Annotated in this window: 18 protein-coding genes; 9 read left to right on the forward strand and 9 right to left on the reverse strand. The window is 74.8% G+C overall.

The window, feature by feature from the left end; genetic code table 11:
* Window positions 1-2: 2 nt before the first annotated feature.
* The 3 genes from ACFYWG_RS06970 to ACFYWG_RS06980 form a co-directional block, all read right to left on the reverse strand.
* Window positions 3-704 carry a phosphatase PAP2 family protein gene (locus ACFYWG_RS06970; protein WP_389199783.1) on the reverse strand — a complete coding sequence of 234 codons (702 nt, stop codon included), beginning with the start codon at window positions 702-704 and terminating at the stop codon, window positions 3-5.
* 140 nt (window positions 705-844) lie between these two features.
* Window positions 845-3,091 carry a heavy metal translocating P-type ATPase gene (locus ACFYWG_RS06975; protein WP_389199785.1) on the reverse strand — a complete coding sequence of 749 codons (2,247 nt, stop codon included), beginning with the start codon at window positions 3,089-3,091 and terminating at the stop codon, window positions 845-847.
* Window positions 3,092-3,093: 2 nt separating this feature from the next.
* The gene (locus ACFYWG_RS06980) at window positions 3,094-3,306 is read right to left on the reverse strand and encodes a heavy-metal-associated domain-containing protein (RefSeq protein WP_383510807.1); all 213 of its coding nucleotides are present in this window, start codon (window positions 3,304-3,306) and stop codon (window positions 3,094-3,096) included.
* A 192-nt stretch (window positions 3,307-3,498) separates the two neighbouring features.
* Between ACFYWG_RS06980 and ACFYWG_RS06985 the strand changes: the two genes are divergently transcribed.
* Window positions 3,499-4,461, forward strand: coding sequence for a hypothetical protein (locus ACFYWG_RS06985; protein WP_389199788.1), 963 nt, complete (start codon window positions 3,499-3,501; stop codon window positions 4,459-4,461).
* 3 nt (window positions 4,462-4,464) lie between these two features.
* Here the strand turns inward: ACFYWG_RS06985 and ACFYWG_RS06990 are convergent, their stop codons facing one another.
* Together ACFYWG_RS06990 and ACFYWG_RS06995 are read right to left on the reverse strand one after the other, a co-directional pair.
* Complete coding sequence (locus tag ACFYWG_RS06990) at window positions 4,465-6,300, reverse strand: glycoside hydrolase family 15 protein (RefSeq protein WP_376331032.1); 1,836 nt, start codon at window positions 6,298-6,300, stop codon at window positions 4,465-4,467.
* Between the two features lie 64 nt (window positions 6,301-6,364).
* Window positions 6,365-7,144, reverse strand: coding sequence for a DeoR/GlpR family DNA-binding transcription regulator (locus tag ACFYWG_RS06995; protein ID WP_389199790.1), 780 nt, complete (start codon window positions 7,142-7,144; stop codon window positions 6,365-6,367).
* Between the two features lie 134 nt (window positions 7,145-7,278).
* On the opposite strand from ACFYWG_RS06995, the gene ACFYWG_RS07000 reads away from it, so the two are divergent.
* Together ACFYWG_RS07000 and ACFYWG_RS07005 are read left to right on the forward strand one after the other, a co-directional pair.
* Entirely contained in the window at window positions 7,279-8,160 is an 882-nt protein-coding gene (locus tag ACFYWG_RS07000; RefSeq protein WP_389199792.1) for an SIS domain-containing protein, read from the forward strand.
* A gap of 36 nt (window positions 8,161-8,196) precedes the next feature.
* Entirely contained in the window at window positions 8,197-9,057 is an 861-nt protein-coding gene (locus tag ACFYWG_RS07005) for a ketose-bisphosphate aldolase (protein WP_383510799.1), read from the forward strand.
* Here ACFYWG_RS07005 and ACFYWG_RS07010 read toward each other — a convergent pair.
* Complete coding sequence (locus tag ACFYWG_RS07010) at window positions 9,047-10,177, reverse strand: methyltransferase (protein WP_389199794.1); 1,131 nt, start codon at window positions 10,175-10,177, stop codon at window positions 9,047-9,049. The genes ACFYWG_RS07005 and ACFYWG_RS07010 overlap by 11 nt on opposite strands.
* Before the next feature lie 68 nt (window positions 10,178-10,245).
* Between ACFYWG_RS07010 and ACFYWG_RS07015 the strand changes: the two genes are divergently transcribed.
* The 4 genes from ACFYWG_RS07015 (at window position 10,246) to ACFYWG_RS07030 (ending at window position 13,690) form a co-directional block, all read left to right on the forward strand.
* Entirely contained in the window at window positions 10,246-10,887 is a 642-nt protein-coding gene (locus tag ACFYWG_RS07015; RefSeq protein WP_385414572.1) for an alpha-ketoglutarate-dependent dioxygenase AlkB family protein, read from the forward strand.
* A gap of 35 nt (window positions 10,888-10,922) precedes the next feature.
* Window positions 10,923-12,167 carry an ROK family protein gene (locus ACFYWG_RS07020; RefSeq protein WP_376331022.1) on the forward strand — a complete coding sequence of 415 codons (1,245 nt, stop codon included), beginning with the start codon at window positions 10,923-10,925 and terminating at the stop codon, window positions 12,165-12,167.
* A gap of 195 nt (window positions 12,168-12,362) precedes the next feature.
* Window positions 12,363-13,250, forward strand: a complete 888-nt coding sequence (locus ACFYWG_RS07025) for an NAD(P)-dependent oxidoreductase (RefSeq protein ID WP_389199797.1) — start codon at window positions 12,363-12,365, stop codon at window positions 13,248-13,250.
* Between the two features lie 17 nt (window positions 13,251-13,267).
* Window positions 13,268-13,690: a PPOX class F420-dependent oxidoreductase gene (locus tag ACFYWG_RS07030; protein ID WP_376331019.1), complete on the forward strand. Its 423-nt coding sequence runs from the start codon at window positions 13,268-13,270 to the stop codon at window positions 13,688-13,690.
* Between the two features lie 293 nt (window positions 13,691-13,983).
* Here ACFYWG_RS07030 and ACFYWG_RS07035 read toward each other — a convergent pair whose 3' ends face one another.
* Window positions 13,984-14,517 carry an ATP-binding protein gene (locus tag ACFYWG_RS07035; RefSeq protein WP_376331017.1) on the reverse strand — a complete coding sequence of 178 codons (534 nt, stop codon included), beginning with the start codon at window positions 14,515-14,517 and terminating at the stop codon, window positions 13,984-13,986.
* Between the two features lie 183 nt (window positions 14,518-14,700).
* A complete protein-coding gene (locus ACFYWG_RS07040; protein ID WP_376331016.1) occupies window positions 14,701-15,024 on the reverse strand; it encodes a hypothetical protein in 324 nt (107 codons plus the stop codon).
* A 465-nt stretch (window positions 15,025-15,489) separates the two neighbouring features.
* On the opposite strand from ACFYWG_RS07040, the gene ACFYWG_RS07045 reads away from it, so the two are divergent.
* A complete protein-coding gene (locus ACFYWG_RS07045; protein ID WP_376331014.1) occupies window positions 15,490-16,617 on the forward strand; it encodes a PLP-dependent cysteine synthase family protein in 1,128 nt (375 codons plus the stop codon).
* A gap of 119 nt (window positions 16,618-16,736) precedes the next feature.
* On the opposite strand, the gene ACFYWG_RS07050 is transcribed toward ACFYWG_RS07045, so the two are convergent.
* The gene (locus tag ACFYWG_RS07050; protein ID WP_383509234.1) at window positions 16,737-17,579 is read right to left on the reverse strand and encodes a DeoR/GlpR family DNA-binding transcription regulator; all 843 of its coding nucleotides are present in this window, start codon (window positions 17,577-17,579) and stop codon (window positions 16,737-16,739) included.
* A 290-nt stretch (window positions 17,580-17,869) separates the two neighbouring features.
* Here ACFYWG_RS07050 and ACFYWG_RS07055 point away from each other — a divergent pair, with 290 nt between their 5' ends.
* Complete coding sequence (locus ACFYWG_RS07055) at window positions 17,870-20,203, forward strand: hypothetical protein (protein WP_389199799.1); 2,334 nt, start codon at window positions 17,870-17,872, stop codon at window positions 20,201-20,203.
* The last annotated feature ends 2 nt before the right edge of the window (window positions 20,204-20,205 follow it).

Consider the following 20,205-nt stretch of genomic DNA (forward strand, 5'->3'; position numbering starts at 1 on the left):
GCTCACCGGCGCCGGTCGACCCCGTCACCGAGGCGCGGCCACCGGCGGGCCACCGCCAGCAGCGCCTGCGTCCTGGTCGACGGGGTCGCCGCGGCCGCCGCCAGGGCCGCCGCCGCGCTGGCGATGCCGAGGACCGCGCCCGCCGCCACATCGCCCGGATAGTGCACGCCCGTGTGGACGCGTGAGTAGCCCACGGCACCCGCCAGGGCGCCGAGCGGCACCGCGGCCGGAGGCAGGACCACGCCCACGGCGGTGGCGAACGCGACCGCCGACGCGGTGTGTCCGGACGGGAACGACGCGGAGGTCGGCATCCGCACGTGCCGGTCCACCGTCACCCGGGCCGCCTCACGGTCCGGCCGGGCCCGGCGCACCAGCCGCTTGCCGAGGAGGTTGGCCGAGGCCGACGCCACGGCGATGGCGCCGACGCCGGCGAGGGCGGCCCGGCGCGGCCGCTTCCCGGACAGGGCCAGGGCGGCGGCGATCCCGAAGGAGATCTTCGAGTGGTCGGCCGCGTGGGACAGATGGCGCAGCGTCCGGTCCAGCGTGGGGGTCGGAGTGGCGGCCACCGCCGCGTACAGGGCGCCGTCCACGGCCCTGAGATCGCCGAGCACGGCCTTCGCCAGCCGTAGGGGCCGGCTCGGGGACGGGCCGTCCCCCGGGAGCGGACGGGGGGTGTCCGCGGCTGTGGTCGTCGGATCGGTCATGTGCTTCTCCCCGCAGTGGCCTTCCTCAGCAAGGTACCGGCTCACTCCGGGCGCACGCTCGGCGCCCCCGCGGGCCGGTACCCGACGAGTGCCCGCTCGGCGGACGGCCACCCCGGTGAGGCGGTCGGTCCCCACCCGGCTCACCCCGCCGCCCGGAACGTCCGCAGGCGCAGGGAGTTGCCGACGACGAAGACCGACGAGAAGGCCATGGCCGCCCCGGCGAGCATCGGGGTGAGCAGGCCGGACACGGCCAGGGGAAGGGCCGCCACGTTGTAGGCGAAGGCCCAGAAGAGGTTGGAGCGGATGGTGCCGAGGGTCCGGCGGGCCAGGCGGATCGCGTCGGCGGCGGCGCGCAGATCGCCGCGCACCAGGGTCAGGTCGCCCGCCTCGATCGCGGCGTCGGTGCCCGTGCCCATGGCCAGCCCGAGGTCGGCCTGCGCGAGTGCCGCCGCGTCGTTGACCCCGTCACCGACCATCGCGACCGACCGGCCCTGCGCCTGCAGCCGCTTGACGACGTCGACCTTGTCCTGCGGCAGCACCTCGGCGACGACCTCGTCGATGCCGACCTCACCGGCGACCGACCGGGCCACCGCCTCGTTGTCACCGGTCAGCAGGATCGGCCGGAGTCCCAGCGCGCGCAGCCGGGCGACCGCCTCCGCGCTGGTGTCCTTCACGGCGTCGGCGACCTCCAGCACGGCCCGTGCCTCGCCGTCCCAGGCCACCACGACGGCCGTGCGCCCGGCCTCCTCGGCGGCGGCCCGAGCCCCGGCCAGGTCCGGCGGCAGGGCCATGGCCCACTCCGTGAGCAGCCGCTCCCGGCCGACCAGCACGGCGTGGCCGTCGACGACGCCCTGCACGCCCAGGCCGGGCACGTTGGCGAAGTCCTCCGGCGCGGGAAGCGCGCCCAGCTTCTCCAGCGCCGCGTCGGCCACCGCCCGGGCGACGGGGTGCTCGGAGGCGTGCTCCAGTGCCCCCGCCAGCCGCAGCACGTCGGCCTCGCCGGTGCCGTCGGCGGTGTGCACCGCCAGCAGGGTCATGCGGCCGGTGGTGACCGTGCCGGTCTTGTCCAGGACGACCGTGTCGATCCGGCGGGTGGACTCCAGCACCTCGGGACCCTTGAGCAGGATGCCGAGCTGGGCGCCGCGGCCGGTGCCGACCATCAGCGCGGTCGGGGTGGCCAGGCCCAGGGCGCAGGGGCAGGCGATGACGAGGACCGCGACCGCGGCGGTGAAGGCGGCCGTCAGCCCGGCGCCGTTGCCGAGCCAGAAGCCCAGGGTGCCGAGCGCCAGGGCGATCACGACCGGCACGAACACCGCCGAGATCTTGTCGGCGAGCCGCTGAGCGGCGGCCTTGCCGTTCTGCGCGTCCTCCACCAGCCGTGCCATGCGCGCCAGCTGGGTGTCGGCGCCGATGCGCGCGGCACGCACGACGAGCCGTCCGCCGGCGTTGACCGTGGCGCCGGTGACCGCGTCGCCCGCCTGCACCTCCACGGGGACGGACTCCCCGGTGAGCATCGACGCGTCCACGGCGGAGGAGCCCTCCACGACCGTCCCGTCGGTGGCGATCTTCTCCCCGGGCCGGACCGCGAACCGGTCCCCGACCCTCAACTCGGCCACGGGGACGCGCCGTTCGCGTCCGTCCTCGCCGAGCACGGTGACATCCTTGGCGCCCAGTTCGAGCAGGGCCCGCAGCGCCGCGCCCGCCCTGCGCTTGGCGCGCGCCTCGAAGTACCGGCCGGCCAGGATGAAGGCCGTGACGCCCGCGGCGGCCTCCAGGTAGATGTTCCCGGCCCCGTCCGTGCGCTCGACGGTCAGCTCGAAGGGGTGGGTCATGCCCGGCGTGCCCGCGGTGCCGAAGAACAGGGCCCACAGCGACCACAGGAATGCGGCCGAGACCCCCACCGAGATCAGCGTGTCCATGGTGGCCGCGCCGTGCCGGGCGTTGGTGAACGCCGCCTTGTGGAAGGGCCACGCCGCGTAGGTCACGACGGGCGCGGCGAGCGTGAGCGACAGCCACTGCCAGTACGCGAACTGCAGCGCCGGGATCATCGCCAGGGCGACGACGGGCACCGCGAGCACGACGGCGGTGGTCAACCGCTCGCGCAGCGGCCGCAGTTCGTCCGGGCCGGGGTCGGGCTCACCGGCCGCGGCGGGCGGGTCGGGCACCCGGGCGGTGTAGCCGGTGGCCTCGACGGTGGCGATCAGGTCGTGCACGGAGACGTCGCCGGTGTAGCTGACCTTCGCCTTCTCCGTGGCGTAGTTGACGGTGGCGGTGACCCCGTCCATGCGGTTGAGCTTCTTCTCGACACGTGCCGCGCAGGAGGCGCAGGTCATGCCGCCGATGGCGAGCTCGACCTCGGCCCCGGCGCCCGTCGTGGCGGTGGTCATGGTCAGGCCCGCCCGGTCAGCTCGTAACCGGCTTCGTCGACGGCCCGCGCGACGGCGGCGTCGTCCGGCTCGCCGGGGCCGGTGACGGTGACGTGCCCGGCGTCGAGGTCGACCTCCACGCCGCTGACACCGTCCAGCTCGCCGACGGCCTCGGTCACGGCGGTCCTGCAGTGGCCGCAGGTCATTCCGGAGACGGCATAGGTGGTGGCGGGCATCGGGTGCCTCCTCTTCGACAGATGCGCACATACGGGCCAGGGGTATCCCGTCCCGGCTCCCTGTATACCCCCATGGGGTATACGATGCAAGCACGGGAACAGCTTGACTTGATACCCCCCAGGGGTATGGTGAGCTGCGTGGAAAACCCCGCAGGAGCGGGAGTGAACCGGTACCCGAAGGAGCCGAGGGCCATGAACACCGGACTGAAGATCACCACGTTCGCCGTCGCGCTGGCCGCGACGTTCGGCACGGCCTACGGCGTCGGGCAGGGGATCGGCCCCGTCGTCGCGGACAGCCCGCCCCGGCACGAGGACGAACACCCCGGCCCCTCGCCGCAGCCGGCGGAGCCGGGCGGGGGCCACGGCGGGCACGGCACGCCCCCGGCCGGCGGACTGCAGGTCGCCGAAGGCGGCTACACGCTCGACCTGAAGACCCCGCGGGTCACCGCGGGCCGGCCCTCCGACCTGCGCTTCACCGTCCGGGACGCGGCCGGACGCGCGCTCACCGCCTACCAGCGCGAGCACGACAAGGAACTCCACCTCATCGTCGCCTCACGCGATCTGGTCACCTACCGCCACCTGCACCCCACCCGGGCCGCGGACGGCACCTGGAGCGTCCCCGTCGACCTGCCCCGTGCCGGCGGCTACCGCGTCTTCGCCGACTTCACCCCGGCGAAGAAGGGCGCGGCGAACCTCACCCTGGGCGCCGACCTCGCGGCCTCCGGCCCGTACCGGCCGCAGGAACTCCCCGCACCGAGCGCCCGGACCACCGTCGACGGCTACGAGGTGGAACTGGCCGGCGCGCTGAACCCCGGCCGGGCGGGCGAGCTGGAGCTGAAGGTGTCCCGCGGCGGCAGGCCCGTCACCGACCTCCAGCCCTACCTCGGCGCCTACGGCCATCTGGTCGCCCTGCGCTCCGGCGACCTCGCCTACCTCCACGTCCACCCGAACGGCGAGCCCGGTGACGGCTCGACCAGGCCCGGGCCGGACATCTCGTTCACCGCCACCGCCCCGAGCGCCGGCTCCTACCGCCTGTTCCTCGACTTCAAGCACGACGGAAAGGTCCGCACGGCGGCCTTCACCGTCCGGGCCGGGGCGGCGGCACCCTCGACCGGTACCCCCCAGGGGCACGGGGACGGCGGGCACGGGCACTGACCGTCAGCCGAGGGCCCGGTCCAGGCTGAACGCCGCACTGATCAGCGCGAGATGGGTGAACGCCTGCGGGAAGTTGCCCTGCTGCTGCCCGGTGTGGCTGATCTCCTCGGCGTACAGGCCGAGGTGGTTGGCGTACGTCAGCATCTTCTCGTAGGCGAGGCGGGCCTCGTCGATGCGTCCCGCGTGCACCATGGCCTCGACGTACCAGAACGAGCAGATCGAGAACGTGCCCTCGTCACCGCGCAGCCCGTCCGGGCTGGCGCGCGGGTCGTAGCGGTAGACCAGCGAGTCGGACACCAGGTCCCCGGTCAGCGCGTCCAGCGTCGACAGCCACTTGGGATCGCGCGGGGCGATGAACTTCGCGAGTGGCATCATCAGCACGGACGCGTCCAGCACGTCGGCGCCCTCGTACTGGACGAACGCCCGGCGCTCCTCGGACCACCCCCTGCTCATGATCCGCCGGTAGATGGTGTCGCGGCACTCCCGCCAGCGGGGCAGGTCGGCGGGCAGCCCGCGCCGGTTGGCCATCCGGACGGCCCGCTCGATGGCCACCCAGCACATCAGCCGCGAGTACAGGAAGTTCTTGCGTCCGCCCCGGGTCTCCCAGATGCCCTCGTCGGGCTGGTCCCAGTGCGCGCACACCCAGTCGACCAGCGCGCACACGTCGTCCCACTGATCGCTGGAGATCGGCTGGGCCCACTTGTCGTACAGGTAGATGGAGTCGATGAGGGCCCCGTAGATGTCGAGCTGGAGCTGGTCGGCCGCCGCGTTGCCGACCCGCACGGGCGCCGAGCCGAGATGGCCCTCCAGATGGTCCAGCTCCCGCTCCGCCAGGTCGGTGCGGCCGTCGATGCCGTACATGATCTGCAGCGGGCCGGACTGCTTGCCGTCGCCGGGGCTGATGTGCCGGCTGACGAACCTCATGAACGCCTCGGCCTCGCCGGAGAAGCCCAGCCGCAGCAGGGCGTAGACGCAGAAGGCCGCGTCCCGCACCCACACGTAGCGGTAGTCCCAGTTGCGCTCGCCGCCGAGGTCCTCGGGCAGGCTCGTGGTCGGCGCGGCCACGATCGCCCCGGTCGGCGCGTAGGTGAGCAGCTTCAGCGTCAGGGCCGAGCGGTGGACCATCTCCCGCCAGCGGCCCTTGTACCGGGACTGCGCCAGCCAGCGCCGCCAGTACGCCACCGTCGCCGAGAACTGCTCCTCGGCCTCGATGTGGGCGCAGCGGCGGGGCGTCACCGCGCCGCCCACCTTGTCCAGGGCGAACACGGCCGTCTCTCCCTCGCCGAGCTTGAAGTCCCCGCACACGTCGGGGCCGTCGGCCTCCAGCGGCACGGTCGCGGTCAGGGCGAGGGAGACGTCCCGGGACTCGAACAGGGCCACCTCGCCGCTCATCCGCACGGTGTGCGGCCGGGTGCCGTAGTCGAACCGGGGAGCCACCCGGGTGCGGAACGGCACGGAGCCGCGCACGCACACCACCCGGCGGATCAGCCGGTGCCGCTCCGGTTCCGACGACTCGCCGTCGACAGGCATGAAGTCCTGCACCTCGCCGAGACCGTCCTCGGTGTAGAAACGTGTGATCAGCACGTTGGTGTCGGGGAAGTAGAACTGCTTGGTCCGGGCCGGGACGGCCGCCGCCAGCTCGAAGCAGCCGCCGCGCTCGGTGTCGAGGATCGAGGCGAACACGCTCGGCGCGTCGAAGGCCGGGCAGCAGTACCAGTCGATCGTGCCGTCGGTCCCGACCAGGGCCACGCTGCGCAGATCACCGATCAGCCCGTGCTCGGCGATCGGCACGTACCGCCGTCCGTCCGCGGTGCCGCTTGCTCCCGTCGTCACGCCCATGACAGCCTCCCTGGCCCGACAGGCGTCTGGGCACCAGCCTAGGGCCCCGGGCGGAAAGCCGCCCTCAGACGGTCAGGACGCGCAGCCCCGCCTCCTCGAAGGCGCGCACCGTGCCCGGCTCGGCGGCCGCGTCGGTGACCAGGGTGCCCACCGCCTCGGCCCCGCAGATCCGGGCGAAGGCCCGCTGCCCCAGCTTGCTGGAGTCGGCCGCCACCACCACCCGTTCCGCCCGTTCGCACAGCAGCCGGTTGACCGCGGCCTCCGCCTCGTCGTGCGCCGCGGCCCCGTGCCGGACGTCGAAGGCGACCACGCCGAGCACCGCCACGTCGACGGTGATCTGCCCCAGCACCCCGTCGGCGAGCGGCCCCACCAGCTCGTAGGACTGGGCCCGCGCCACCCCGCCGGTCAGCACGATCTTGAACTGGGGCCGCACGGCCAGCTCGCTCGCGATGTTCAGCGCGTTCGTCACGACGGTCAGCGCCGGGGTGCCGGACGCCAGGTCCCCGCGCACGGCCAGGGCCCGGGCCACCTCGGTGGTCGTCGTCCCGCCGGTCAGGCCGACCGCCTCGCCCGGCGCCACCAGCTCCGCCACGGCCTTGGCGATGCGCTGCTTCTCCGAGGCGCGACGGGCCGTCTTGTAGCGCAGCGGCAGCTCGTACGACACCCCGTGCACCACCGCCCCACCCCGGGTGCGCACCAGCATCTGCTGCTCCGCCAGCCGGTCGAAGTCACGGCGGATCGTCGCCGCCGACACCCCCAGCTCGCCGGCCGCGTCCTCGACGTCCAGCCGGCCGCGCTCCACGAGCAGTTCCAGCAGCGCCTTCCAACGGGCGTCGCGCGACATCGGCACCTCCACTCCCGGTCCGCGGCACACTCTCGATCTCCGGGCGACCTTAGCGCACCGGTCCGCACCCGATGCTTGATGATGCTCGAAACCAGGCGCTATCTTGCAGGAACAAGCAGACCGGAGGGTGCCGTATGTCGCATGTCGAGGACGAGCTGACCAGCCAGCCGGAGTGCTGGGCCCGCGCCGCGTCGCAGGCGCCGGACCACGCGGGGGTGCTGCCGGCGCCGGGGGAGCGGGTCGCGATCGTCGGCTGCGGCACCTCGTACTTCATGGCGCAGGCGGCCGCCGCCCTGCGCGAGGGCGCGGGCCATGGCGAGACGGACGCCTTCGCCGCCTCGGAGTTCCCGCACGGCCGCGCCTACGACCGGGTCGTCGCCCTGACCCGCTCCGGCACCACCACCGAAGTCCTCGGCCTGCTCGGCCGCCTGGCGGGCCGCACCCGCACCACCGCGATCACCGCCGACCCCGCCACGCCCGTCGCCGGCGCCGCCGACGACCTGGCCGTCCTCGACTTCGCGGACGAACGCTCCGTGGTGCAGACGAGGTTCGCCACCACCGCCCTCACCCTGCTGCGCGCCCACGTCGGCCTCCACCCCGACCGGGCGGTGGCCGACGCCCGCACGGCACTGGCCGAACCGCTGCCCGAAGGGCTCGCCGACTGCGGCCAGTTCACCTTCCTGGGGCGCGGCTGGACCGTCGGCCTGGCCGCCGAGGCGGCTCTGAAGATGCGGGAGGCCGCACTGGCCTGGGCGGAGGCCTACCCGGCCATGGAGTACCGGCACGGCCCGATCAGCGTCAGCACCTCGGGCACGGCGACCTGGATGCTGGGGGACGCGCCGCACGGACTGGCCCCCCAGGTGCGCGCCACCGGCGCGGCGTGGATCGCCGGGGGACTGGACCCGCTCGCCGAACTCGTCCGCGCCCAGCGCCTCGCGGTCGCCGTCGCCGCCGCCCGGGGCCTCGACCCGGACCGCCCGCGGCACCTCACCCGCTCGGTGATCCTCACTCCCTGACCGCCGGACGTCCCGCCTCCCCACCCAGGAGACAGAGTGCCCCTGACCACCACCGGCGAGCTCGTCACCCGCGCCGCCGCGGCCCGTTCGGCCGTCGCCTCGTTCAACGTCATCACGCTGGAGCACGCCGAGGCCGTCGTCGCCGGCGCCGAATCGGCAGGTGCCCCCGTCGTCCTCCAGATCAGCGAGAACGCCGTCCGGTACCACGGCGGGCGGCTGCTCCCCCTGGCCCGCGCCGCCGCCACCTGCGCCGAACAGGCCGCCGTACCGGTCGCGTTGCACCTGGACCACGTCCGCAGCGACGCCCTCCTGCACCAGGCCGCCGACGCCGGCTTCAGCTCCGTGATGTACGACGCGGCCCGCCTGCCCTACGACGAGAACCTCGCCGCGACCCGGGCCGCGGCCGACTGGGCCCACTCACGGGGGCTGTGGATCGAGGCGGAGCTCGGCCGGATCGGCGGCAAGAACGGCGGTGCCCCGCTGGACGCCCACGCCCCCGGCGCCCGCACCGACCCCGACGAGGCCCGCGTCTTCGTCGCCGACACGGGCGTGGACGCCCTGGCCGTGGCCGTCGGCAGCTCCCACGCCATGACCACCCGCACCGCGGCCCTCGACCACGCCCTGCTCAAACGCCTGTCCGCCGCCCTGGACGTACCCCTGGTCCTGCACGGCTCCTCCGGCGTCCCGGACGGGGAACTCACGGCCGCGATCGCCGGCGGCATCGCCAAGGTCAACATCGGCACGGCCCTGAACATCGCGCTGACCGGGGCGGTCCGCGCCTTCCTGGCCGCCCACCCCGAGGCCGTCGACCCGCGCGGCTGCCTGAGCGCGGCCCGCGAGGCGATGACCGGGACGGTGGCGAGGGCCCTGCGGACCCTCGGCGCCGCTACCGCTTGACGGCCTTCAGCACCACGAACTTCGGGTCGCTCGCCACCAGCGCGCTGTTGCCGAACAGCCTGCGCAGCGTGACGTGGTAGCCCAGGTGGCGATTGCCGACCACCCACAGCTCACCGCCCGGCCGCAGCGCGCGCTTCGCCCCGGTGAACATCCGCCGGGCGGTGGCGTCGGTCGTCGCCTGGTGGGAGTGGAACGGCGGGTTGTTGAGCACCAGGTCGACACTGCCGGACGGCACCCCGGCCAGCCCGTCGCCGACCCGGAACTCGGCGTGCCCCGGCACGCCGTTGGCCCGGTACGTCGCCTCCGCCGAGGCGACGGCCTGGAACGACTCGTCCACGAACAGCACCTCGGCGCCCGGGTCGGCGAGCGCCACCGCCGTCCCCACGACCCCGTTGCCGCACCCCAGGTCCACCACCCGCCCGCCCCGGCCGGGCGGCAGGTGGCGCAGGAAGAACCGGGTGCCGATGTCCAGCCGGTCGGCGCAGAACACCCCGGCGTGGTTGACCACCGTCCGCCCCGCCACCGGCCCGGCGTCCTCCGGCAGCGTGTACGTCAGCGGCCACGGGCCCGCGGGCCGCTCCGGCTTCGGGTCCGGGGTGCAGAAGATCAGGCGCGCCTTCTGCTCGGCCAGGGACGTGCGCGTCGGTCCGAGGATCCGCTCGAACAACCGGAGCGTGGAGGTGTGGATCTCCTTGACCATCCCGGTGCCGACCACGACGGTCCCCGCGTGCACGGCGGGCGCCAGCCGCAGCAGTTGGTCCTCCAGCAGCGCCAGGCTCTTCGGTACCCGCACCAGCAGCACGTCGACCCGCTCCGGCGGCGCGTCCCGCGTGGTCAGCAGCCGTACCGCACCGGGCTCGGCACCGGCCCGGGCGAGGTTCGCCCGCGTCGCCTCCTGCGTCAGGTACGAGTCGGTGATCTGGACCGGGCGGTGCGCCGCGAGCGCCGTGACCAGCGCGCCCCAGCGGTCCCCGAGCACCACGACCGTCCCCGACAGCGGCACCCGCTCCCCGGCCAGGTGCCTCAGCAGATACGCGTCGGAGGCGTCCCAGGCGCGCAGCCGGTCACGCGGGTCCTCGGGGAAACGGGTCAGCGCCAGCTCGCCCCACGGGGTCGTCATACGGTCGTTCATCGTGCGACCAGGCTAGCCGAGCCGCAGCTCAGCCCCGGTCGGGCACCATGGAGGGCATGGACGCCGAGCTGTTCCCCCGCGAGCGCGCGCAGATCGCCCCGGGAGCGGTGCACGTGCCCGGGTGGCTGGACGCGCGGCACCAGCGCGAGCTGCTGGAGGCCTGCCGCCTCTGGGCCCGCCCGCCCGCCGGACTGCGCACGGTCCGCACCCCCGGCGGCGGCACCATGAGCGCCCGGCAGGTGTGCCTGGGCTGGCACTGGTACCCCTACCGCTACGCCCGCACCGTCGTCGACGGGGACGGCGCCCCGGTCAAACCCTTCCCCGGCCTGCTGGGCGACCTCGGCCGCCGCGCGGTCCGCGACACCCTCGGCGGACCGGAACCCGCCTACGACATCGCACTGATCAACTTCTACGACGCCGACGCCCGCATGGGCATGCACCGCGACAGCGACGAGAGGTCGGACGCGCCCGTGGTGTCGCTGAGTCTCGGCGACAGCTGCGTCTTCCGCTTCGGCAACACCGCGTCCCGCAACCGGCCCTGGACCGACGTCGAGCTGCGCAGCGGCGACCTGTTCGTCTTCGGCGGCCCCGCCCGGCTCGCATACCACGGGGTGCCCCGCATCCACCCCGGCACGGCACCGCCCGGACTCGGCCTGACCGGGCGGCTCAACATCACGCTCCGGGTCAGCGGCCTGTAGCCGGCGGCGCGGCGGATCATGGGAGACTCGCCCTCATGAGCGGGAAGGCGGACCCCCGGCCGGGGGACGGGAGCACCACGAGGACACGGCTGGACCGGGGGCGCGCGGCGCTCGGACCCGCGCTGGAGCTCGTGCACACCGGACGCGCGCCGACCCGCGCCGTGCTCACCGCCGAACTGGGCGTGACCCGCGCGACGGCCGGGGCGGTCGCCGCCGAACTGGAGGCGCTCGGCCTCATCCGGGTCGACGCCCGCCCCGGCGCGGCGGCCGGTTCCCAGGGCAGGCCCTCGCACCGCCTGTCCGTCGCCGAGGACGGGCCCGTCGCGCTCGCCGCGCAGGTGCACGCCGACGGCTTCCGGGCGGCCCTGGTGGGGCTCGGCGGCCGGATCGTCGCCACCGCGCCCGGCTGCGAGACCGTCGACGCCGACCCGGCGAAGGTGCTGGCCTCCGTCGTCACCGCCGGGGCCGAACTGCTGCGCGAGACCGGACGCCGCTGCGTCGGCGCGGGCCTGGCCGTGCCGTCCGCCGTCGCCGAACCCGACGGGCTGGCCCTCAACCCCCTGCACCTGGCCTGGCCCGCGGGCGCGCCCGTGCGGGACATCTTCGCCGAGCAGGTGCGCGCGGCCGGTCTGGAAGGGCCCGCGTTCGCCGCTAACGACGTCAACCTCGCCGCGCTCGCCGAGCACCGGCACGGCGCCGGACGCGGCTCCCGCGACCTGCTGTGCGTGGCCACCGGGCACCGGGGCGTCGGCGGCGCCCTCGTGCTCGACGGCCGTCTGCACCGCGGCAGTTCGGGCCTCGCCCTGGAGGTCGGCCACCTGACCGTGCATCCCGAGGGCCGCCCCTGCCACTGCGGCAGCCGCGGCTGCCTCGACGTGGAGACCGACCCGCTGGCCTTCCTCACCGAGGCCGGACGCGCACCGGGTCCCGAGGTGTCCCTGCTGCAGCAGTCCATCGACCTGGTCCGCCACCACTACGACGACCCGGCCGTCCGCACCGCCACCGAGGCCCTCATCGACCGCCTCGGCCTCGGCCTCGCCGGGCTGGTCAACATCCTCAACCCGGACCGCATCATCCTCGGCGGCCTGCACCGCACCCTCCTGGACGCCGACCCCGCCCGCCTGCGCGCGGTCGTGGCCGACCGCAGCCTGTGGGGGCAGAGCGGCGGCGTCCCCATCCTCGCCTGCACCCTCGACCACAACAGCCTGGTCGGCGCGGCGGAACTGGCCTGGCAACCCGTCCTGGACGATCCCCTCGGCGCGCTGGCCCGGCAGGGGTGACCCGACCCGCCGCGCCGGGCGGCCCGCCGCGCTCCGGCGACGGAAAGCGGGCATGATCCCGTCCACGGGGGGACCCGGACACCGCGTGCCGCCCGGCGGCCCGCCCGCGCCGCCCGGCCGGTCGGATGCCGCCGGCAGGCGGCAGGGCCGGCCCCGGGCAGCACACCCGACCGCACCACCGAGGAAGTCGACACCATGACCGACCAGCTCACCGTGAGCGTCCTGGGCACCGGCATCATGGGCGCGGCGATGGCCCGCAACCTCGCCCGCTCGGGACACACCGTCCGCGTCTGGAACCGCACCCGGGCCAAGGCCGAGCCGCTCGCGGACGCGGGCGCGCACGTCGCCGGCACCCCCGCCGAGGCGGTCCGCGGCGCCGACGTCGTCCTCACGATGCTCCACGACGGTCCGGCCACCGAGGCGACCATGCGCGAGGCCGCACCGGGCCTGCGCGCCGGCACCGCCTGGGTGCAGTCCACCACCGCGGGCGTCGAGGCCGTCGCCGGCCTGGCCGCGCTCGCCCGCGAGCACGGACTGCTCTTCTACGACGCCCCCGTCCTGGGCACCCGCAAGCCGGCCGAGGACGGGCAGCTGACCGTGCTGGCGGCCGGGCCCGCCGAGGGCCGGGACACGGTGACGCCGGTGTTCGACGCCGTCGGCGCCCGGACCGTGTGGACCGGCGAGGACGGGGCGGCGGGCAGCGCCACACGGCTCAAGCTCGTCGCCAACAGCTGGGTCCTCGCGGTGACGGCCGCCGCCGGGGAGAGCCTGGCGCTGGCCAAGGCCCTCGGCGTCGACCCGCAGGCGTTCTTCGACCTCATCGCCGGTGGCCCGCTCGACATGGGCTATCTGCGCGCCAAGTCCGGCCTGATCCTCGAAAACCGGCTGACCCCGCCCCAGTTCGCGGTGGGCACGGCCGCCAAGGACGCACGCCTCATCGCCCGGGCCGGTGCGGACAACGGCGCCCGCCTGGACGTCGCCGAGGCCACCGCCGCCCGGCTGGAGCGGGCCGCGGCGCAGGGCCACGCCGACGAGGACATGGCCGCCGCCTACTTCGCCAGCTTCGACGACCACTCCCGCTGACACCCGGAGGTTCCCTCATGTCCAAGCCGCCGCTGCCGCCCGAGGCCCAGGCCCTGCTCGCCCGGCCCAACCCGTGCGTCATGGCCACGCTGCGCTCCGACGGAACGCCGGTGACCACGGCCACCTGGTACGCCTGGAAGGACGGCCGGGCGCTGATCAACCTCGACGCGGGCCGCGTCCGCCTCAAGCACCTGCGCCGCGACCCGCGCGTCACCCTCACCGTCCTGGCGGCGGACGACTGGTACACGCACGTCACGCTCATCGGCCGCGCCACCGAGATCCACGACGACGAGGACCTGGCCGACATCGACCTGCTCGCCCGGCACTACACCGGCGGGCCCTACCCGGACCGCGACCGGCCGCGGGTCAGCGCCTGGGTGGAGGTGGACCGCTGGCACGGCTGGGGCGCGATGAAGGACAGCGACCAGCCCGGCGGCTGAAGCCGACGGGCACGACGCCCCGAGCCGACGGGCGCGACGCGCGGAGCGACGGCATCCGCGACGGCCGGCCCGCGTCGGACCCGGCGTCCGCGTGGACCCGCACGGCGTCCGGGACCCGCGGTGATGGCGTGGACGTTGCCGTGACGGGCCGTCAGAAAGCCGCTGGGGAAGCCCGTTCGCCGGGTGCGCCGCCGGGTGGCGTACGCGCCGGCGGCGCACCCCGCGGGGCGCGTCGACCGGCGCGCGGCGTACGCCACCCGGCGGCCGCCGTGCGAACGGTGGTCACCGCCCGGTCAGCCGGCAACGGCGGACCGGGCGGGAGCATGGTCGGGCAGCAGCCCGTCGGCGGAGTGCCCGACCTCCGCGAACCTGCGCACCGGTTTCTCCTTGACGGTGTGGCGCGCACGGAGCGTGGGCGCCGTCAGGGCGGCGGGGGCGGTCGGCAGGGTGAACCACACGACCTTGCCGGACTCGCCGTCCGGCCGGACGCCCCAGCTCTCGCTCATGGCGGCGACCATGGCGAGTCCGCGCCCGCAGGTGGCCAGCGGCTCCGCGTCGTCGACCACGGGCATCCGCGGATCGCCGTCGCGCACCGAGACCGTGAGCCGGTCGAGCAGCAGCTCTATCTCGACCGTGCACGTCTTGTCCGGCTGGGCATGCCGGTGGACGTTGGACAACAGTTCGGTGACGCCGAGCGAGGCCCGGTCGATCAGGGCGTCCAGATGCCAGTAGCGCAATTGCGCAGATACGATTCTGCGGACCTGGCCGATCCGCGACGGCAGGGCTTGGAGCTCCACCGTGCAGTGCCTGCTTGGAATGCTGATCACGGCTGCGACTCCCCGACGTGAGGTCCGGAAGAACACGGAGTTCGGATCCAGCAGGGCGCCTTCGTGACACTCTCGCCCGCTGTCGTGGCCGGCGGGCTGGTTCGCAGCGTTATCGCCGGTAAACCCAGAGTGACGTGAGACCAGAGTGGCGTACGGGGTGAGGTACCGCAACTCGCGTGCATCTCAGTCGTCACGCCCCGACGCCCGGCGCACGGCTTCGATGAAGCGCCGCGCGGCCGGCGGTCCCGGCTCGCCCGGGGCGGGGTCGTGATCGCCCAGGGTCAGCAGGTACCGGTTGCCGTTGAGATCCGCCGTGGCCCGGTCATCGGGACCGAACCAGGGTTTGGAGGCGCGGACCGCCTGGACCGGGGCGCTGTCGATCTCGCTGCCGTAACTGGTCAGCAACTCGAGCCGGCCGTCGCTGATCCGGACCTGGCCGGCCCGGGTGAGCGAGCGCAGCCGCCTGCCGATCCGTACCCCCGTGGCGCTGAACTCCGGCTCCGCCATGCTGCTCGCCCCCTTGTGCGTATCGGCGTACCGCCCCGCGCTGCACGCGAGTGCGGCACGGGCTCGTCGCGATCCGGTGTGCCCGTCCCGGGCCGTGTCCCCGCCTTGCGGCCGCGGCGCCCCTCACGTGCCGAAGGGCCGCCGTGCCCGGGGCCGTGCTTCCGGTGATCCGATCGCTGCGGGTGTCGTGCCCGCCGCCCGGCCCGGAGTCCGGCCCCGCGGTGAAGTCTGCCCCCGCCGGGCGTCGAGCACCAGTGCCCGAGAACACCCGGCCGGGGGGCGCCCGCAGCACACCCGCCGATGCGCCCCCGGGTCCGCGCGCCCCCTTGCACCGGCCCTGCCCCAGGGGGCGCTTTGGGGGGCTCAAAGTTGCGTTTATGCAGGTGAGAAGCGTGCGCCGGGTGCCTATGATCGAGGTGTCGGCCGCGCGACGCGTCGACGGCGCGCAGCGTTAGGAGCACCCTCGTGAGCACCACCCCTCAGCAGACCCGCACCGGCGTCACCCTCGACGTCGACCACAGCGACGCCGCCTACCGCGCCTGGCTGAAAGAGGCCGTCCGCAGGGTCCAGGCCGACGCCAACCGCTCGGCCGACACGCACCTGCTGCAGTTCCCCCTGCCCGAGCGGTGGGGCATCGACCTGTACCTGAAGGACGAGTCGACCCACCCCACCGGGAGCCTCAAGCACCGGCTGGCCCGCTCGCTGTTCCTCTACGGCCTGTGCAACGGCTGGATCCGGCCGGACCGGCCCGTCATCGAGGCCTCCAGCGGCTCGACCGCCGTCTCCGAGGCGTACTTCGCGAAGCTGATCGGCGTGCCGTTCATCGCCGTGATGCCGCGCACGACGAGCGCCGAGAAGATCCGCCTCATCGAATTCCACGCCGGCCGCTGCCACTTCGTGGACGACCCCCGCACCATGTACGAGGAGTCCGCCCGCCTCGCGGCCGAGACCGGCGGCCACTACATGGACCAGTTCACCTACGCCGAGCGCGCCACGGACTGGCGCGGGAACAACAACATCGCCGAGTCGATCTTCCGTCAGCTGCGCCTGGAGCGGTTCCCCGAGCCGGCGTGGATCGTCGCCACGGCGGGCACCGGCGGCACCTCGGCGACCCTGGCGCGCTACGTGCACTACATGCAGTACGACACGCGCGTCTGCGTGGCCGACCCGGAGAACTCGTGCTTCTTCGAGGGCTGGACGACCGGTGACCCGGACGTCACCTGCGACTGCGGCTCACGCATCGAGGGCATCGGCCGGCCCCGGATGGAACCGAGCTTCGTGCCGGGCGCCGTCGACCGGATGATGAAGGTGCCCGACGCGGCCAGCGTCGCCGCCGTGCGGGCACTGGAGCGGGCCATCGGCCGCAAGGCGGGCGGTTCCACCGGCACGGGCCTGTGGAGCGCACTGAAGATCGTCGCCGAGATGGTGTCCGAGGGGCGGCAGGGCAGCGTCGTGACCCTGCTGTGCGACCCGGGGGACCGGTACCTCGACAAGTACTACTCCGACGCGTGGCTGGCCGCGCAGGGTCTCGACATCACGCCTTACAGCGCGGCGATCGACTCGCTGCTGGAGACCGGCGTCTGGCCCTGCTGACGCGCTGCGGTCCCCGCGCGGCGCCGGGCCGGGCCGAGGGGCGCACGCGGGGCGCACGCCCACCCTGGTGACTGAGGAGGGCGGGACGGGCGGCGGCGGTGCCGCCGTCGCGCGACCCGTCAGAGGTCCTCGCCGCCGTCCTCGTCGGGCTGGGGCTCGCCGCCCACCACCAGTCGGCGCAGATGCTCCGTGACCACCCCGCGCGCCTCGTCCGGAAGTCCGGCGTCCGTCACCAGGGTGTCGATCTGCTCCAGCGCGGCGAACGAACTCAGGCCCACCTTGCCCCACTTGGTGTGGTCCGCGACCACCACCACGCGCCGCGCCGACTGCACCAGCCGCCGGTTGGTCTCCGCCTCCGCGAGGTTCGGCGTCGACAGCCCGGCCTCCACCGATATGCCGTGCACGCCCAGGAACAGCAGGTCGAAGTGGAGCGCCGCGATGGCCTGGTCGGCCACCGGCCCCACCAGCGAGTCGGAGGGCGTGCGCACGCCGCCGGTCAGCACCACCGTCGCCGCGCCCTGCCGCGGGCCCGAGGTGCGCTGCGCCGCGTGGAAGACGTCGGCGACCCGCACCGAGTTGGTGACCACCGTCAGGTCGGGCACGTCCAGCAGCTGCTGCGCCAGCGCGTACGTCGTCGTACCGCCCGACAGCGCGATCGCCGCACCCGGCGCGACCAGCTTCGCCGCCGCCCGCGCGATGTCCTCCTTCGCGCTGAGCTCCAGGCCCGACTTGGCCTCGAAACCCGGCTCGTGCGTGCTGGCCTCGACCACCGGGACCGCACCGCCGTGCACCTTCTCCAGCACGCCCTGGCGGGCGAGCGCGTCGAGGTCGCGGCGGACGGTCATGTCCGACACGCCGAGCTGACGCGTCAGCTCGTTGACCCGGACACCGCCCCGGCGGCGCACCTCGTCGAGGATCAGGGATCGCCGCTGCTCCGCGAGGAGGTTCTGATTCTCGCTCACGTCCGCTCCGGTCCTTTCGCCTCACTGCCGTCCGTCATGGCCCGCACATCCCCGCCGACCAGGACATTTCCCCCCGGGCTCCGGTGCACGGACGCCCCATCCTCGCACGGCGGGCTCCGGACGGCGCCACCGACTGCTGGTCGCGTTCACGTCACCCCGAGCACCGCCCGCCCGCCGTCCGCGTCACGGATCGGGAAGATTCCGTGACAGCAGGTGTAGGGCGCCGCCCGAATGGAGATCCTGTGCCCGCACGGACAGAGCCGACGGCGCGTCACGGGGAAGTGCGAACAGTGGAACGTGCGCAGGAGCAGGACTCGGCCGGCAGACCCGCCGGCACGGCGGAACGGGCGGGGGAGACCGCCCTGGAGCTGCTGGTCCACGGCGTGGGCGGCACCACCCCGCAGGAGATGCTGAACGACCCGCGGACGGTGCGCGTCACCGGCGACGACACGGCCGCCGTCTTCCGCCGCGCCGACGACGTCGACGCCGAGCACACCCCCGGCCGCCGCGACGAACCGGTGCCCGAGGCCTACGTCTGGTGCAACCTCACCTCCGGCAACGGCATCCGCGCCCTGTGGCTCCTGCTGCTGCCGTTCATGGTCGTCAACCTCGCCCACTGGATGCGCCCCACCGCACGCGGCCGCCGCCGCACCGTCCGCCTGTACGGCCTGCTGGTGCGGCTCACGGCCCTGACCCTGACGGTGCTGCTGGTCGCGGCGGCCTGCGAGGTCGCCCTCGACCTCGCGGCATGGCAGTGCGCCGGCACCGCCGCGTGCGCCGACCGCCACAGCTGGCTCGGCTTCCTCTCGCCCACCGTCTCCGACGGCGGCTGGTGGAGCGCCCCCGGCCGCCGCCTCGCCCTGGCCGCCGCCGTCCCCACGGCCCTGACCGTCCTGCTGTGGTACCTGTCCCGGCGCACCTGGAACGACTACGAGTCGCACGCGCCCGCCGCCCGCGCCCCCGAGCCCGAGGAGGAGACCGGGCCGACCGCCCTCGCCCGGCCCGGCTTCTGGTACGGGCGGCGGCTGGTCGCCCGGCTGCGCGCCGCGCACACGGCCGCCGGACTCGTCACCGTCGCCGCCGCGGTCGGCAGCGCCGCCGCCCGCCACGACCGCGAGCCCGGCGGCCCCGCCGCGCTGCACGTGCTCGGCCTGCTGCTGGAGGCGGCCCTGGTCGCGTGCGCCCTCGCCGTGGTCTGGGTGGTGTGCCGCCGCGGCCGCAGCGAGAACCGCCTCGACCGCGAGCTCGACGAACGCCACGTACGGCGCCTTCCGCTCGTCGCCCTGGTGCTGCTCGCCCTCACCGTGCTGTACGCCGGCTGGGAGCGCCCGGGCTGGAGATCGCAGGGCAGGCTGCCCGGCGACACCACCTTCGGCGCGATCGCCCTGGTCCAGGGCCTGCTCGTGATCTGCCTGGCCGTCGTCGCCCACGTCCTGCACCGCACCGACCCGGACCGCCGGGCCGTGCTGCGGGGCCTCGGCGGACCGGCGGTGGCGATGCTGGCCTGCGCCCTGGGCGGGGTGATGTCCGGGGGAGTGTCCCAGCGCGTGGCCGACTGGCTGGACGGGACCGGCGCGGCGATCGCGGGCCCGCCGGTACTGCTCACCTGGCAGGCGTCCGTCATCCCGCCCCTGCTGGTGGTGCTGCTCGCACTGTTCGGCTGGCTGGCCCGGCGGGCCTGGCGCCTGGCCCGCGAGGAACGGGACGCCGTGGCACGCGACTACCCGGACGAGGCCCAGGACCGCGCCCGCACCCGCCGCATCGCCTCCACCCGTGCCATGGCCTCGCTCACCGACCGGGGCCCCCGCGTCGTCGCCGTCGTCTCGGGCGTCACCCTGCTGCTCGGCGCGGGTGCCCTGGTGGGCGCGCTCGCCACCGACGAGACGCCGGGCGAGGCCGCGCGGGGCACCTGGGCCGTCGTCCACGGCGCCGCCGAGACCTCCGAGGCCCTCGGCTCCTGGCTCATCGGCCTCGGTTTCCTCCTGTTCGTCACCTGGGGCCGGCGCGCCTACATGGACGCCGCGGCCCGCCGCACCATCGGCATCCTGTGGGACGTCGGCACCTTCTGGCCGCGCGCCGCCCACCCGTTCGCCCCGCCCTGCTACGCCGAGCGCGCGGTGCCCGACCTCACCTGGCGCATCGCCACCTGGACCCGCGCCACCGGCGGCCGCCTGGTCATCTCGGGGCACTCGCAGGGCAGCGTGCTCGCCGCCGCGGCGGCCTGGCAACTGGCCCCGTCCACCCGCGCAAGGGTCGCACTGCTCACCTACGGCTCACCGCTGGAGCGGCTCTACGGACGCTGGTTCCCGGCCCACTTCGGGCCCGCGGCGCTCGGGTCCCTGCACCGGGACGTCGACTGCTGGCGCAACCTGTACCGGCTCACCGACCCCATCGGCGGCCCGATGCGACTGTCCCCCGAGGCCGGTCCCGGCGTCGACCACGCCCCGCTGAAGGACCCCCTGGCCTACGGCCGCACCGACCGGCTCCCGCTGCCCGCCCCGATCCTCGGCCACTCCGACTACCGGGCCGACCCGGTCTTCGCCGAGGAACGCCGCACCCTGCTGGGCCGGCTCACGCCGTCCGTCCCGCCGCCCCGCGACACCCCCGAGCCGCCCGCCGCCTAAGC

It is taken from the genome of Streptomyces sp. NPDC003456, from assembly GCF_042878735.1.
GTDB lineage: Bacteria > Actinomycetota > Actinomycetes > Streptomycetales > Streptomycetaceae > Streptomyces.

Bases quoted from the DNA above. Each gene is read 5' to 3' on its own strand.
- ACFYWG_RS07015 (WP_385414572.1), top strand. From the start codon at position 10,246: ATGGACGCCGAGCTGTTCCCCCGCGAGCGCGCGCAGATCGCCCCGGGA.
- ACFYWG_RS06995 (WP_389199790.1), bottom strand. From the start codon at position 7,144: ATGTCGCGCGACGCCCGTTGGAAGGCGCTGCTGGAACTGCTCGTGGAG.
- ACFYWG_RS07040 (WP_376331016.1), bottom strand. From the start codon at position 15,024: ATGGCGGAGCCGGAGTTCAGCGCCACGGGGGTACGGATCGGCAGGCGG.
- ACFYWG_RS07010 (WP_389199794.1), bottom strand. From the start codon at position 10,177: ATGACGACCCCGTGGGGCGAGCTGGCGCTGACCCGTTTCCCCGAGGAC.
- ACFYWG_RS06970 (WP_389199783.1), bottom strand. From the start codon at position 704: ATGACCGATCCGACGACCACAGCCGCGGACACCCCCCGTCCGCTCCCG.
- ACFYWG_RS06975 (WP_389199785.1), bottom strand. From the start codon at position 3,091: ATGACCACCGCCACGACGGGCGCCGGGGCCGAGGTCGAGCTCGCCATC.
- ACFYWG_RS07025 (WP_389199797.1), top strand. From the start codon at position 12,363: ATGACCGACCAGCTCACCGTGAGCGTCCTGGGCACCGGCATCATGGGC.
- ACFYWG_RS07000 (WP_389199792.1), top strand. From the start codon at position 7,279: ATGTCGCATGTCGAGGACGAGCTGACCAGCCAGCCGGAGTGCTGGGCC.
- ACFYWG_RS06990 (WP_376331032.1), bottom strand. From the start codon at position 6,300: ATGGGCGTGACGACGGGAGCAAGCGGCACCGCGGACGGACGGCGGTAC.
- ACFYWG_RS07030 (WP_376331019.1), top strand. From the start codon at position 13,268: ATGTCCAAGCCGCCGCTGCCGCCCGAGGCCCAGGCCCTGCTCGCCCGG.
- ACFYWG_RS07020 (WP_376331022.1), top strand. From the start codon at position 10,923: ATGAGCGGGAAGGCGGACCCCCGGCCGGGGGACGGGAGCACCACGAGG.
- ACFYWG_RS06980 (WP_383510807.1), bottom strand. From the start codon at position 3,306: ATGCCCGCCACCACCTATGCCGTCTCCGGAATGACCTGCGGCCACTGC.
- ACFYWG_RS06985 (WP_389199788.1), top strand. From the start codon at position 3,499: ATGAACACCGGACTGAAGATCACCACGTTCGCCGTCGCGCTGGCCGCG.